The organism is Cerasicoccus arenae (assembly GCF_014651635.1).
Lineage (GTDB): Bacteria > Verrucomicrobiota > Verrucomicrobiia > Opitutales > Cerasicoccaceae > Cerasicoccus > Cerasicoccus arenae.
In genome coordinates this window covers 76,249-90,089 of the sequence record NZ_BMXG01000009.1, presented here as the reverse complement: position 1 = coordinate 90,089, position 13,841 = coordinate 76,249, and the positions used below count along the sequence as shown (strand labels likewise).

Annotated in this window: 11 protein-coding genes; all 11 read left to right on the top strand. The window is 53.4% G+C overall.

Translation table 11 applies throughout. The annotated features are described in order from the left end of the window. Positions 1-42 precede the first annotated feature (42 nt). The 11 genes from IE065_RS08885 to IE065_RS08835 all read left to right on the top strand — a co-directional run bounded on the left by IE065_RS08885 (position 43) and on the right by IE065_RS08835 (position 13,606). A complete protein-coding gene (locus tag IE065_RS08885) occupies positions 43-2,556 on the top strand; it encodes a coiled-coil domain-containing protein (protein ID WP_189514144.1) in 2,514 nt (837 codons plus the stop codon). Between the two features lies 1 nt (position 2,557). Further along, positions 2,558-3,613: a prenyltransferase/squalene oxidase repeat-containing protein gene (locus IE065_RS08880; protein ID WP_189514142.1), complete on the top strand. Its 1,056-nt coding sequence runs from the start codon at positions 2,558-2,560 to the stop codon at positions 3,611-3,613. Positions 3,614-3,618: 5 nt separating this feature from the next. Next, entirely contained in the window at positions 3,619-4,788 is a 1,170-nt protein-coding gene (locus IE065_RS08875; RefSeq protein WP_194500019.1) for a hypothetical protein, read from the top strand. Positions 4,789-4,823: 35 nt separating this feature from the next. Next, positions 4,824-5,573 (top strand): YdjY domain-containing protein, encoded by a 750-nt coding sequence (locus tag IE065_RS08870; protein ID WP_189514138.1) that lies wholly within the window; start codon positions 4,824-4,826, stop codon positions 5,571-5,573. Next, positions 5,570-6,685 (top strand): prenyltransferase/squalene oxidase repeat-containing protein, encoded by a 1,116-nt coding sequence (locus IE065_RS08865; RefSeq protein WP_189514135.1) that lies wholly within the window; start codon positions 5,570-5,572, stop codon positions 6,683-6,685. The genes IE065_RS08870 and IE065_RS08865 overlap by 4 nt, the downstream gene beginning before the upstream one ends. Continuing rightward, positions 6,685-6,963 (top strand): hypothetical protein, encoded by a 279-nt coding sequence (locus IE065_RS08860; RefSeq protein ID WP_200163437.1) that lies wholly within the window; start codon positions 6,685-6,687, stop codon positions 6,961-6,963. Before IE065_RS08865 ends, IE065_RS08860 begins: the two co-directional genes overlap by 1 nt. Positions 6,964-6,965: 2 nt before the next feature. Then, positions 6,966-7,772: a TatD family hydrolase gene (locus tag IE065_RS08855; protein WP_189514134.1), complete on the top strand. Its 807-nt coding sequence runs from the start codon at positions 6,966-6,968 to the stop codon at positions 7,770-7,772. A 2-nt stretch (positions 7,773-7,774) separates the two neighbouring features. Continuing rightward, a complete protein-coding gene (eboE, locus tag IE065_RS08850; protein WP_189514132.1) occupies positions 7,775-8,926 on the top strand; it encodes a metabolite traffic protein EboE in 1,152 nt (383 codons plus the stop codon). Positions 8,927-9,009: 83 nt separating this feature from the next. Continuing rightward, positions 9,010-10,809, top strand: coding sequence for a glycoside hydrolase family 36 protein (locus IE065_RS08845; protein WP_189514130.1), 1,800 nt, complete (start codon positions 9,010-9,012; stop codon positions 10,807-10,809). Between the two features lie 54 nt (positions 10,810-10,863). After that, positions 10,864-11,760: a tetratricopeptide repeat protein gene (locus IE065_RS08840; RefSeq protein ID WP_189514127.1), complete on the top strand. Its 897-nt coding sequence runs from the start codon at positions 10,864-10,866 to the stop codon at positions 11,758-11,760. A gap of 4 nt (positions 11,761-11,764) precedes the next feature. Further along, positions 11,765-13,606: a type 2 periplasmic-binding domain-containing protein gene (locus IE065_RS08835; RefSeq protein WP_189514125.1), complete on the top strand. Its 1,842-nt coding sequence runs from the start codon at positions 11,765-11,767 to the stop codon at positions 13,604-13,606. Positions 13,607-13,841: the final 235 nt, after the last annotated feature.

The following is a 13,841-nucleotide window of genomic DNA, read 5'->3' as shown; positions in this document are numbered from 1 at the left end:
CTTACTTGACCTTCAGCCGCTTTTCCCGTTATGTTAGACACAGTGAAATATTTACCCCGCCTCGTTCTCCTCGTCCTCACCAGCGTCCTATTTAGCACTGGCGCAATAGGCCAATCGGTGAAGTCAGCCCCCCCCCCCTCAATTGCCTCATCGGACGGAAAAATGGCTTTGGGAGACAAAAAGGCTGAGCAGGCAAGGCTGCGTGAGCGCACCCAGCAGATCATTAGCCAGTTGGATTCGATCATTCTCGAATACGAGCGCAACGGACTGGGTGGCCAGCAAGTCGAAGATTTGAAGCGCACGCGCCTACTCTTGTCCAATAGCAGCCTCGATGAGATGGCCAAGATCCTCAACAAGCTGGACCAAGCACAACAGGCTGGTTCGGAGTCAGAGGCCCGCGCATTTCTCATGAGCGCCTACAGCGGGCAGCTCTCGGTGCTTGTACAGTTGCGCGACCTCGTCAACGAATACAACCAGAAGCGAGACGTTTCCGCCGTCCCAGCGATCTTGCAAGAGCTCGTTCAGCGTCAACAAGGCAATCTGGAAGCTGGCATTGGGCTAGCGCAGCACGTGAAGGCCGGAAGCGCATTGTCGGAAATTCAATCCGCCTCGGTGGACTCTCAATACGAAGAGCAGCGCGATCTCAGCGATCAGTTTAACTATGTCATCTCGACGATCGAAATCATTGCCTCAAGTGGCGATCCTGAGTCTTCAGCACTTTACAAGGGGGCATTAGCACTCATCCAGCAAAAGCGGATTGTTGGGCAGCTCTCTAGCGCCCGTGAGGCGTTGGACCAAGAGCAGGTCTACAGCGCGGTTTCTTTTGAAAAAAACGCCTTAACCGCCATGCAGGAGCTCATCGGCTACTTGACGCCCAAATCCCCCCGTTCAGAGCGTCTTCTGGAGCTGGCAGAGCGGTTGCAGAAAGCTATTCAGGAGCAAACGCTGTTACACCGCGACAGTGTCAAGAAAGTGAAGGATTTGAACAGTATGCGCAGTTTAGCCAGCTACCAAGGCGTGATTCTTCAGGATGTCGTCGGGATTTTTGAAACTGCTCGCAATGAGGCCCCGGAGGCTGTCCCTGATCTGCAACAGTCCATGATGCGGATGCGTGCCGCTCGTTCGCAGATGCCATCAAAGGATCTCGAGAAGCGTACTGAAGCGGCAGGGACCGCATTACAGGCAATTACTTCGTTGGAGCAGGCCCTCGCTACTCTTCAAAAAGATGCAGAGAAAGCCGCTCAACAGGAAAAACAGCAACAGAATGCCGAGCCGGAAAATCAACAGGAGGCGTTGGCCTCATTCGCCGAGAAGCTGCAAAAGCTGATCCAGTGGCAGACCGCGCTCAACATCCAAGCTCGCAAGCGTGAGAAGTCCGGTTCGGATCTTAGTAGCCTTGTTGCAGAACAGGAACGCATTCGCCACTCTACTGAGTTTTTGCAGAAAGAAGCGTGGGAGGCCACTCCTGAACCCGCGGAAATTCTTGGTCGTGCTGCCCGAAAAATGGAGGGTGCCAGCAACAATATGGCTTTTCAGGGCCGCGGCGCTCTCGTGCTTAATGCACAAGATGAAGCGCTGGAATTACTGTTGCTCGCAGGTCGACAGACTGCCAGTGAGCAAGCGGATCAGCAGGCCGAAGTGGCAGACCAAAATGCCGAACCTGCCGCCAACGAAGAACAACTCGCCCAAGCCGATGCCTCTTTGAACCAAGCCGAACAGGCCACGAATGACGCACTCAACGAATTAGACCAAGGCAATCAAGCCGAGGCGCTTGATGATATTGCGGACGCTCTTGATGCTCTGAATGGCGCGGATGCCGAGCCTCAAGCCACCAATGACGCTGGTCAGGAAGCCCAACAGGCCCAGAAGGCCCAGGCTACTAATGATGCTGCCGAGAAGGGTGAAGCCGGTGATAAGACTGAGACGGGCGAAATACCTGGAGAAGAAATGCAAGCCGATGCCGAAGACAAAAAAGGGGAAGAATCCAAGGACAAGGCCATCGGCGACCTACCTCAGCAAGCCAAGGACGCAGTTGCCGCCGCTGAAGCTGCATTAGACGCCGCTAAGAAAAGTTTAGAGAGGGGCAACACTCAGTCCGCCAAAGCGAAGGCCGAAGAGGCCCTTGATGCGTTGCACGGTGCTAAGAAAGCCATTGCCGAGGCCAAAGCTGAAGCTGGTTCTGGTGACCTTGTCGCTGAAATTGAAGCCCAGCAGGCTAGTGGCGGTGAACAACCTGGGGAACCACAAGAAGGCGAGAATACAGGTCAGCCCACACAACCCGGCGATATGGCCTCTTCGGAATCTGGCGAAGGCGAACCCAGTGAAAGTAGCGAGGAGTCCTCGGACTCCAGTGATCCCAAAGGCACTGGCAAACTGGCCTCTGATGGAGAAAAGTCTACCACCTCGGGCGAAGACATCCTTGGCGAAGGCGAATTTACGGGATTACCCGCCCGCGAACGCGAAGCTATCCGCCAATCTTTAGCCGAATCTTATCCCGATGAATATCGTTCTATGATTGAGCAGTACCGTCGTAATCTTGCATCCGGTTCCCGTTAGTATGACTTTATTTCAGCCATTTCGTTGCTGCCTCTTTTTACTCGCCAGTGTGGTTGGCCTTGCTGCGCAGGAACCACCTGTAGTTGAAGTCGTGTTGGAAATGCCCGAGATCGATCCTGCCACGCAGGACGTAATCGACGGCGCGTTGGCTTGGTTGACATCGCAACAGCAGCCCAACGGTTCGTGGGGCAAAGGCGCACCGGGGCGGGATCAATATTATGGTGCCATGACGGCCTATACGCTTATTGCTTACATGGCGGCAGGTAATCTTCCTGGGGAAGGCCCGCATGGGAAAACGGTGGAAAAGGGCGTGGATTATTTGCTTAGCATTGTCCTGCCCGATGGCCAGATTCGCACCAATAACCAACGCCATTACATGTATAGCCACGGCATCGTGACGCTGGTGCTGGCGGAGCTTTATGGGCAGACGCAAAATCCGGAAATCCGGCCTGCGCTCGAGCGCATGGTGAAGGTCATTATGCAGGCACAGGATCGTTCGGGCGGTTGGCGCTACCAGCCGCGTCCGTCAGGGGCGGACATTTCCGTTACGGTGGTCCAGGCGGTTGCGATTCGCGCCGCGCGCAATGTAGGGGTTGATGTACCGCAGGACGTTTTTGACAAGGCGGTGGAGTATATTCGTGCCTGCAAGGTGGCTGATTCTGCGGGTTTCGCGTATCAGGCGGGGCAGGACCGGCCGGGCTTTGCCCGCACGGCGGCGGCAATTTATTCGCTTCAGGTTTTAGGTAATTACGACGACCCGCTGATCCCGCCTGGCTCGCAGTATCTCTTTGATAAAAAGGAAGCTAGCTGGGCTGCCTACGGCAATTATTACGCGGCTCCGGCTCAGTACATGATTGGCGGTGATACTTGGGTTCGCTGGTATGAAGCAGCCCACAAAAAGTTTATGGGCAGCGTGAATCGAGACGGAAAATATTGTTATTGGGGGAAGTTGGGTGCAGGCGTTGGCCGGGCAGACAGTGGCCCCGTTTACATGACGTCGGTTTATACGACGGTGCTTGCGATGCCTTATAATTACCTGCCTCTCTATCAACGATGAGTGTTATGACAGGAAAAAGGTGGCCGACATTAATCGCATTGGCCGGGTTCATACTTACGGTCGCCCACGCGGGCACGGTGGTGCTTTTAACCGGAGAGATTATCGACGGCGAGGTGGGCCTTGAGCGTGGGCGCATCACTGTTCAGGGAGCGGGTGTCGACCGAACGGTGAGCGATTTCGAGCTTTGGCATGCAGACTTTCAGCCAGCTGGTTATGCTGGTGAGCCTGGACCGCTGGAGGCGCATTACCAAGAAAATTTCACCCATGCAGGCGTGTTGATGGTTAATGGCAGTTTTCTGGCCGGGCAGATTAAGGAATTTACGACCGAAGAGGTCACCGTTGCCTATGGTGAGGACAAGGAGAAAAGGGTGCCGCTGCGCGATGTTTCCCGCATCAATTTTACTTTGGCTCCAGTCGTCAATGCGATCATCCCCCCCGGTGCTCAAGGCGTGGTAATGAAAAATGGCAGCTTTGTGGAGGGCGAGTTCGTGAAGATGGTGGGGGACCGCATCTACATCGATTCGCTCATTTTTGGGCCCAAGTCGTTCGAGAAAAAGCAGCTCCACGGCTTGGTGCTCCAAGATTACGCGACTGTCTCCAGTGCTTATATTGTGACCGCGAGGAACGGCGGCCGGCTCTTGGCCAATGACATTGACTTGAGTGGCAATGACGTGAAGGCGAAAGACCCCTTTTTCGGAGAAATGACGTTTAAAAGCGATGAGCTGGCTTCGATCACGGTGGGCAGTCGCCGTCTGCGATCCTTGACGGATATGTCCTATATCCGCCGGGCTCCGGTCTCAGGAGACGAAGACAGCTTGGCCATTCGTACCAATCCGACCACGGCCGAGCCGCTGGTAGTCGATCCCGTGGAGCGTATTGTGCGCATGCCGGCTGGCAACGCGATGGCGGTCATGGCAGACGAATCCTACCGCGGCTTCGTCTCGCGCATTGGCGTGCCCGAAGGGTATCCACCTGATCAACAAGTGATTTTCCAAGTGCGGGCTGACCGGCGTGTCGCCTTCCGCAGTAAGCCGATGAATTCATCCAGCCCGGTTCAGGTGGTTTCCGTCCGCGATCCCATTCGCCAATACGTGATCCTTGAGGTGCTCCCCGTTAACGAAAACACCCGGGAGGCACCGGGCCTCTGGATCGAGCCTATGATGGTGCGAGAGTGATTTATCGAGGCAAAATTGTGTGCGCACTGTTGTGCATGTTGACGCTGGTGCCCATTACTCGGGGGGAGGAACCTCCGCCCCTGGAATGGCGACCCGCGATCAAGCCCGAAGTCAAACAGCTGGAAGACGGGCGGCTGGATGTGGGTGGCGTCATTGTCGATCCTGACCGCCGCACGGCCACGTTGCCAGTGCGCCTGAATCAAAGTAATGACGGGGAACAGATCGAATACTTGCTGGTGCATGAGAACGGCAAGACGCACGAGAGCTTACTCAAGACCAGCATCCAGCCCTTTCATTTGCACACGGCCATGCTCTTGCTTGGTGTCTCCCGCGCCGCGGCGCAGCACGCCGTCGCACCGCCGGAAAACATTGACGATGAATACCTGGCGCTGGCCCCGTCGCCTTTGGGGCCCGGTGTCTCAATCGCAATTATCGCCGGCGAAGAACGTATCCCGGTCGAGACCTGGGTCTGGGATGAGGCGCGTCAATCAGCCATGCTGCCTGCCAATTGGGTTTACACAGGTTCATACTTTCAGGGTGTGAATTTTATCGCAGAGGTCGATGGCTCGTTTGCATCGCTGATCACCGATCCCGCCTCGCTCATCAACAGCGGAGACCCGCGCCGAACGGTGGACGACAATTGGTACATCAATGCTCAAGCTTCCTCCTTGCCGAAGGCCGACGAGACGGTTTTGCTGGAAATAGCCCTTTTGCCTGAACCGGTTGACGCCAGCGCTGACGCGCTTAAGTTGTCACCTGAAAAATTAACCCACCCAGCACAATGATTAGAAAAATGACCCTTGGGCTTAGCCTGACGCTGGCGATGCTAACCGCCGCAACCGCCTTGGCGGAGAATGTCTCTTTGAAAATTGAAACTGGGCTTGCGATGAAGCGCGCCCTGACGTTCTTAGCGAGCCAGCAAAACGAAGCCGGTTATTGGTCCACGGCTGATCATCCGGGCCTGAGCGCGTTAGCCATCAAGGCGTTCGCCACCAGTCCAGTGTCCTCCGCAGTTGGTCGTGAAAATCCTGCTGTTGAGAAGGGAGCGCTTTACCTGCTCTCTCGCGTGCAAAAAGATGGCGGTATTTATACAGAAGGGGAGGGTCTGGCCAATTACAATACGGCTATCAGCATGATGGCGCTCCACGCAATTGGTGATTACGAAGACACCGTGCTCCGTGCGCGTGAGTTTGTGATCCGTGGCCAACAGCTTGGTTATGAGCCGGGCACCGAGGCGTATGACTACTACGGTGGCGTGGGTTATGGGAATTCGCACACGCACTCGGACATGGTTAACACAACTTTTGCGATACAAAGCTTAGCCGAAACGCGCGAGTTGGTCGAAGGAGTCAAGGACGACGCGCGGCTCGACTGGGAGGCCGCAATTACGTTCCTTTCGCGCTGCCAAAACCTCGATGAGCCAGAGGACTCGAGCAACCGCGGTGGCTTCGTCTACGCCCCCAATGATTCCAAGGCGGGCAGCATCGAGCTTGAGAACGGCGAGACCGCTTTGCGCTCCTATGGCAGCGTCAGTTACGCAGGTCTGCTCAGTTATACCTATGCGGATGTGTCCGCCGACGATCCACGCGTCGAAGGTGTGCTCGATTGGCTGCAAATTCATTACACGCTTGATGAGAATCCCGGCATGGATCAGCAAGGGCTGTTTTTCTATTACATGACGATGGCCATCGGACTGGATGCCGCCCACATCAAGATGCTGGACGTCGCCAATCGTGGGGAAATCAACTGGCGCGAAGAGCTGGTTGTGCACCTGCTTGAAATTCAAGAAAAGGATGGCAGTTGGCAGAACAAAAACGGTCGTTGGATGGAGCAAGACCCGAACCTTGTCACGGCTTACGTCCTGCTCTCGCTCAACAAAATTTACCCGGATCTCTGATGCCTAATCCGGAAGATATTGTCGACCGCGGTTTTTTGGAAGCACGGGGCAAGCTGCTTGAAGTGGCGGCGTTTCTCGACCGTGCCGAGCGTTATGGCCGGGCGGATGATTACCGTGTCGTCGCGCTGAAAAAAGCCTTGGCCACGCTCTCCGATTCCGCATCGGCCAGCCAACGAGCGGATGCCTTTTTGCGCGCGATGAGTGACCCCACTGAGCAGCCGTTGGACCGTGCAACCACTGGGCCCGCTGCGGGTGCTTGGCAACAATCGACCGAATAATCATGCGTTATATCGAACCACACGCGCACATGGTCAGCCGAGTGACGGACGACTACGAACGTCTTGTCATGGCGGGCTGTCGTGCGGTTTGCGAACCGGCTTTCTGGGCGGGCTTTGACCGCTCATCACCGCAGGGCTTCTACGACTATTTCAAGCAGCTCACCGAGTACGAGCCGCGTCGGGCGGCGAAGTATCACCTGCCTCATTATTGCTGGCTTTGCATTAACCCGAAGGAAGCCGAAGACCCTGGATTCGCACGTGAGGTCATGCAATTGATTCCAGAATTTTTGGCGGCGGAAAATGTCTTGGGAATCGGCGAAATCGGCCTTAACAAAAACACCCGCAACGAGCTTGCGATTCTTGAGGAGCATATCGATTTAGCGGTGCAGCATGAACAGCTAATCCTCGTCCACACGCCGCATCTCGAAGATAAACTGAAGGGCACACGTTTGATTCTTTCAGCATTGCAAAATAATCCACGGATTCGCCCCGAGTGCGTGATCATTGACCATGTCGAGGAGCACACCGTGCGCGAGGTGCTCGATGCGGGTTTTTGGGCAGGCATTACGCTTTATCCGATTTCCAAATGCACGCCTGAGCGCGCGGCGGATATTCTGGAAATCCATGGACGTGAACGTCTCTGGGCGAACTCCGCTTGCGACTGGGGGCCGAGTGATCCACTCGCGGTGCCGCGGCTGGCCTTGGAACTGCGCGCCCGCGGGTTTTCCGAACAGGACCTAGACGATTTCCTCTTCGCAAACCCCTGCCGCTTTCTCCGTCAGTGTGAGAAGTTTCGCGTCGAATCCTAGTCATGCAGCTACGTGGCGACAGGCATCTCGGTTATTGCACGAATATCCATCCGGCGGAGACGTGGGAGGATACTTTTCGCCAGCTGCAAACGCATATCCCCGTAATCAAGCAACGCGTCGCGCCGGATGAGCGATTTGGCATTGGCCTGCGCCTGAGCGCCCAAGCTGCGCAGCAACTCGACGCCACCGCGATGCAAGCCTTTCGCCGCTGGCTCGACGGTGCGGATTGCTATGTTTTCACGATCAACGGTTTCCCCTACGGCGATTTTCACGGGACGCGAGTGAAGGAGAATGTTTACCGGCCAGATTGGACGACGCCGGAGCGCCTCGATTATACCAATCGCCTGTTCGACATCTTGGCCGAGTTGCTACCAGCCGATATCTTAGAGGGCAGTGTTAGCACCTTGCCTGGCTCGTTCAAGCGCTTTGATCTCACACCAGAGGCTATCCGGGCCTTGCGGCGCAATGTCACAAATTGCGGGCGTCACATCGCCGATCTGGTGGATCGAACGGGCAAGGACCTGCATCTTGGCTTGGAGCCGGAGCCCCTTGGCCTCTTCGAGACCACGCCCGAGACTGTAGACTTTTTTGACGCACTCGTTGATAGCCACGGCGATTGGCTTCGGCCCTTTGTCGGCGTTAATTACGATACCTGCCACCTTGCGGTGGAATATGAAGAACCCGCCATGGCCTTGGACCGCCTTTCGCGGGCTGGCATCCGCTTAAGCAAACTGCACCTGAGCTCCGCGCTCAAGCTCGACCCGCGGAATGATGCCTGGCAAGCGCTCACGCCGTTTGCGGACGAAACGTACCTGCACCAGGTTATCGTCAAACAAGGCACCGAACTTCGCCGCATTATTGACCTGCCCGAGGCCTTGGCTGCCGCCCAGCGCGGTGACGAGCTTGGCGAAGAATGGCGCGTGCATTTTCATATTCCCCTGAGTGACGAACCCGCGGTACCTTTGCAGTCAACCCGTGACCACCTGGAAGGGGCCTTGGACTGGTTAGCGCGTCACCCAGCAGCTTGTCACCACCTGGAGATGGAAACTTACACTTGGGACGTTCTCCCTGCCGACCTGCACCGTTCCAATGTGGACGAACAATTGATAGCCGAATATCAATGGACCTTAGCAGCACTGTCGCGGGCTAATTGACCTCTTAAAAGCTTTGCCGCTCTCACAAGCCATCCATGAATTGTTGTTGACTTAGTCAGAGGCTGAATAATGAATGAAGCGCTATGGTCAGTGTTTCCTCCCCCCCCCCCTTTAGCCCGTTTTTCATCCCATCGGCCACGATCCGTTCGGTTGATGCGGAACAGGAATTTACCGCGAGTAGCGTGGTGAAGACATGCGCACCGGGGCTTAAGGAATACGATATACGTATTCAGTTTGCACAAAGACAGGCACCAAGCCCCATTGTGCTGGAGTGGCTCATCCCGCTGGTTGATATTGCTGGAAAATGGCATCCCACCATTGGCAGCGACCGCTCACTAAGCTCTGGTTGGGTACAAACGATCAACAATTACGCCACGCTTGGCGCACCTGTGTATGCGCTGTATTCTGGCAGTGGTGAGAACCGCCACACCTTTGCCCTGTCGGATGCCATAAACCCAGTCGGAATCCGCGTGCAGGTGGAAGAAGATGTCGCTGCCTTCAAATGCACACTGGTCCTGTTCGATGCGCCTTGGCCCGAGATGGATAAGTATTCCTTCATCCTGCGTATTGATGAGCGTGCAATCGCGTATAATGAGGCTTTGGCTGGGGTTAGCGATTGGTGGGCAGGCATGGATGAATATCGGCCAGCGCCCGTCCCGGAGGCGGCTTACGATCCTGTTTATTCCTCATGGTATAGCTTTCATCAGGAACTTAGCGAAGAGGGGATTGAGGCAAATTGCGCTTGGTCGCGCGATCTGGGTTGCCGGACGCTGATTCTTGACGACGGCTGGCAGACCGACGACAGCAACAAGGGCTACGCCTATTGTGGTGACTGGGAAATTGCGGAATCGAAGTTTCCTGATTTTACCGCTCATGTGGCGCGCATCAAAGCGCTGGATATGCGATATCTCCTGTGGTATTCGGTTCCCTATGTCGGAAACAAAAGCGAGGCATGGCAGTGTTTTCGAGACCGTGTTTTACCTAAGCCGCATCGCAATGCCGATTGCCTGGACCCGCGTTTTCCGTCTGTGCGCGGCATGCTGATTGATTGCTACCGTCGCGCGATTGGCGAATGGGGCCTAGACGGGCTCAAGTTGGACTTCGTGGATCAATTTACAGCTGAAGTTGCCGTAAAAAGTGATTCAGAGGAAGCTGACATGGTATCTGTGCCGGCTGCGACGGACCGGCTCTTTACTGATATCATGGCGGAGCTGCGCACGTTGAATCCCGACGTGCTGATTGAGTTTCGCCAACGCTATATCGGGCCAGCTATGCGGAAATATGGTAATATTTTCCGTGCACAAGACTGCCCCAACGACGCGTTGAGCAATCGAGTCCGAACGATTGATTTACGGCTTTTGTCCGGCAATACCGCCGTGCATTCCGACATGGTGATGTGGAATGCAGGTGAATCCGTTGAGCGCGCGGCATTACAACTATGGGCAATCCTGTTTTCTGTCCCGCAAATCTCGGTTGAGAAGGATGCTATTGGCGAGGCGCATCAGCGTATGCTGGCTTTTTATCTACGTTTCTGGCTCGAACGGAAAGACCTATTGATGCATGGCAAGCTAACGCCGCTCAACCCACTGTGTCTCTATCCGGTCGTTATCGCTGAAAATGACACCGAACTTTGCGCCGTTGTGTATCAGGAAGATTGCATCATGACACTGCCACCGCTGAAGGAACGTTCGGCAACCCTCGTGAACGCCACGGAGATGGGCGTAATTCATGCCGCATTCGGTAACTCAACGAAGAATGCCAAGATTACAGTTTACGATTGCTGCGGAATACTTCTATCAACAAGAGTAATGGATGGCATCTCGGGGATCGTGACAATCGTGACGCCTTGTTCAGGTTATGCCAAAGTTACTATCACGAGCTAAATCAATTTAAAACACTGCTTGCAATATGAACCCCACACCTCTGCATTTATTTCTATGAGTCGCAGTTTTCATCTCTTTGCCTTTGCGCTCGTCATGAGCCTTTTAACTTTGTTTGGGTGTGCCCCGTCCAAAGTAAATGATGATCAGATCGAGGTTGTTGCCGACGAGGGGTTGGCTGCGCTCCGCATATTCGATTTTACATCTGCATATAAATCTCTTTCTCGCATCCAGCCAGAGTTACCCCAAACGAATCCACGCTGGGAGGAAATTACATTCGCCTATGCGATTTCGTGTTGGCACGCCACACCGCCCGATCCAGAGAAAACCAAAATTGCGGTAGATTTGTTTAGGGAAATACTTAACTCTGATGCAAATGATGGCTATAAGACACTTTCAACAATGGCCTTGGCGCGCATTAAAGAAGTTAGCTCTTCCGACGGTGACGGTGTTACTGATTTAGAACAAGCACGCGCCCTCTACGAGTCTGTCCAAAAGGAGCACCCGACAGGGAAAGCTGGTTACCAAGCAAGCCTGCGCCTCGCACAGAGCTATGTGCAGTTACTGACCCCTGAGTCTATTCAGCAAGGCTTGGTTATTATTGCAGCGCAGATTGAAAAAGACCCCGTTGACCCTTGGGCGGCAGTGGCATATCAGTATTCTGGTGATCTTTATGCCTATTATTTAAATGATATCTCGACTGCATTGGATTGCTATTTGAAGGCGGACGAAATCGGTATGGCAAACGCATCGCGCGCAGATGTTTATCTTTGGGGAATGTCGATGTGGGCCGCTCAATTAAGCAAGGATGCGCTCGCGGTAAAGCTTTGGCAGCGAATCATCAATGATCATCCACGCAGCATCTATGGTACAATGGCGCGTGATCATCTGAAGGATTACGCGAGCAGCCATCCGGATGAAGCTGTAGAGATACCCGTTATAAAAACTTGGTGAGGCCATGGAGAAAAAAAAGAAAATTAACTGGAATTATATCGCACTTGGTCTGTTGCTGGCCGCGTATTTGGCAAGCGCCGTAAGATTCTTTGTGCTTCAACGTACCTTGGGTGATGGCGGAGAGAATGGTCAGCGGATTATTCGTGTCGCCCATTGGCAATTAGAACCTGGTTACAGAGAGGCGCTGGGTAAGGTGATTGATGATTACAATGCTTTACCGCGTGTAAAAGAGGCCAATGTGACGGTGATGCAAACGCCGATCACTGAGCGCGTTTATAGTCAGTTCATGAACGTGCACTTGATTAGTGGCACTGCGCCAGATATTGCTGTTACAGGGAAAACACAACTGATTCAGGGGAGCGGGGTCGCTCGGTTCTTTACTGCATTGGGAGAGTATGTAGGGAAGCCTAATCCCTACAACGCTAAGGAATTTACTTCGCCGGAACTCGATGCTGACTTGCGCGATTACCTCGCTAAATCTCCTTGGAAAGATACATTCATGGACGGTATGGAGGGCGGTTGGAATGACGACTTGAGCGATTATTATTCCGTGCCAGTGAGTAACTTTGGTAAACTGCGCCTTTTCTATAACGGTACTATACTTAAGGATGGGAAAGCGTTTTTGCGGCATAACATATCCTTATCTCCCCAGCCCGAATGGTTGCAGGATATGTGGATCCGTGAAGAAGGAGGCCAAACATTCGGCTATTTGCCTGATAATCAGCGCCTGCGCGATTGGTTGGCGAATGATCAGCCTCCTGAAACATTGGGGCAGTTCTTACTCTATTGTAATGCTATTCAGGAAATGGCGGTGGAGCAGGATCTCAAATATCTCGCAGCTATTTCCGGGAGCAACTATTTTGTTAGTAACCTAGCCAATCTCTATCAACCCGCATTTTTCTCTCACTATAGTGACGAGTTAGATATTGATGGCATTACGCAGATGTCTGGCTTGGAAGCAATATCAGGCTGGGATCTTGGTGTATGGAGTTTCAATTCCCCCGAGATTCGCGAGTTTTATAATTTTGCGCGAACGATTTCCGATTTCTTTCCGATGGGCTATTTGGGATTAGACCGTGAACAAGCTCAGAGACGTTTTGTGCTTGGTAATGCAGCGATTATTTCATCTGGTGGTTGGGATGCCTCGGGCATTTTTAAAGGTGTTGCTAGCCGTGATCGTGAAGAAGATCGCTTCGAAGTCATTTTGACACCGGCACCCTTACCAGTAGAAGGGGAGCGTTGGGCGAAGTACATTCCATATCGTGAATCGGAGGCCAACTTCAAGGCTGGTGTTCCAATGGGCATCAATAAGCAGAGCCCGAATTTTGATTGGGCCTTGGATTTTCTTATGTATATTTCGTCGCAACCGGTGAACGAGTCGTTCAACCAACAGGCGAATTGGCTACCAGCCGTTGTCGGTGGAAAACCAGCTGAAATGATGGTCGATTTTATGCCCATCACTGAAGGATTTCCGGCCACATATAGCTTTAGTCCTGGGGGGATGAGGGCCTCTGTTCGCAGCAAATGGGATGGTCAGTCGAAGCTAGTGATGACTGGCGATATCACATACGAAGATTTTAATGAAGAAATGTCATCGCATTTTAATACACCAAGGATTGGTGTGAAGGGATATTGGTTCGAAGAATTGCTATCGAGTATCGATAGATCACGTGCCCTAGATCGCACATTGGCTGTTGAAGAGTTTAACCAACTAGTTGCGCCGGATGAAGAAGCGGCCCAGCGCGAACGTACGTTGTTTTATCGAAGTCTTACAATAGATGACGGTGTGCATTTGAGGAATATGTGGCGTAACGTTCATCCTGGTGAGCCATACCCAAATTTCTGATTGAGCTTTTGTCATTGGTAAGTTCGCCCTGCTCCCAGTGATTGGCAACTTGTAGCTGCGGTCATTTTAATTCGCTTTGTCTCTGACTAATTCAGGATGGTGAAATAATTATGAAATCCTCAGATGCGACTGTATAAGATAGTATTTAGTTTGACTTAGTCAGAATATCATATTTGATCAGCCATGTATCCCACTTGTGGGACTTCTCGTAACTTGGCGCTACTCCCCTGTAAGG

What these genes read in the sequence shown, in the direction of transcription:
- IE065_RS08880 (WP_189514142.1), top strand. Translation starts at nt 2,558, where the DNA reads ATGACTTTATTTCAGCCATTTCGTTGCTGCCTCTTTTTACTCGCCAGT.
- IE065_RS08875 (WP_194500019.1), top strand. Translation starts at nt 3,619, where the DNA reads ATGACAGGAAAAAGGTGGCCGACATTAATCGCATTGGCCGGGTTCATA.
- IE065_RS08870 (WP_189514138.1), top strand. Translation starts at nt 4,824, where the DNA reads ATGTTGACGCTGGTGCCCATTACTCGGGGGGAGGAACCTCCGCCCCTG.
- IE065_RS08865 (WP_189514135.1), top strand. Translation starts at nt 5,570, where the DNA reads ATGATTAGAAAAATGACCCTTGGGCTTAGCCTGACGCTGGCGATGCTA.
- IE065_RS08860 (WP_200163437.1), top strand. Translation starts at nt 6,685, where the DNA reads ATGCCTAATCCGGAAGATATTGTCGACCGCGGTTTTTTGGAAGCACGG.
- IE065_RS08855 (WP_189514134.1), top strand. Translation starts at nt 6,966, where the DNA reads ATGCGTTATATCGAACCACACGCGCACATGGTCAGCCGAGTGACGGAC.
- eboE (WP_189514132.1), top strand. Translation starts at nt 7,775, where the DNA reads ATGCAGCTACGTGGCGACAGGCATCTCGGTTATTGCACGAATATCCAT.
- IE065_RS08845 (WP_189514130.1), top strand. Translation starts at nt 9,010, where the DNA reads ATGGTCAGTGTTTCCTCCCCCCCCCCCTTTAGCCCGTTTTTCATCCCA.
- IE065_RS08840 (WP_189514127.1), top strand. Translation starts at nt 10,864, where the DNA reads ATGAGTCGCAGTTTTCATCTCTTTGCCTTTGCGCTCGTCATGAGCCTT.
- IE065_RS08835 (WP_189514125.1), top strand. Translation starts at nt 11,765, where the DNA reads ATGGAGAAAAAAAAGAAAATTAACTGGAATTATATCGCACTTGGTCTG.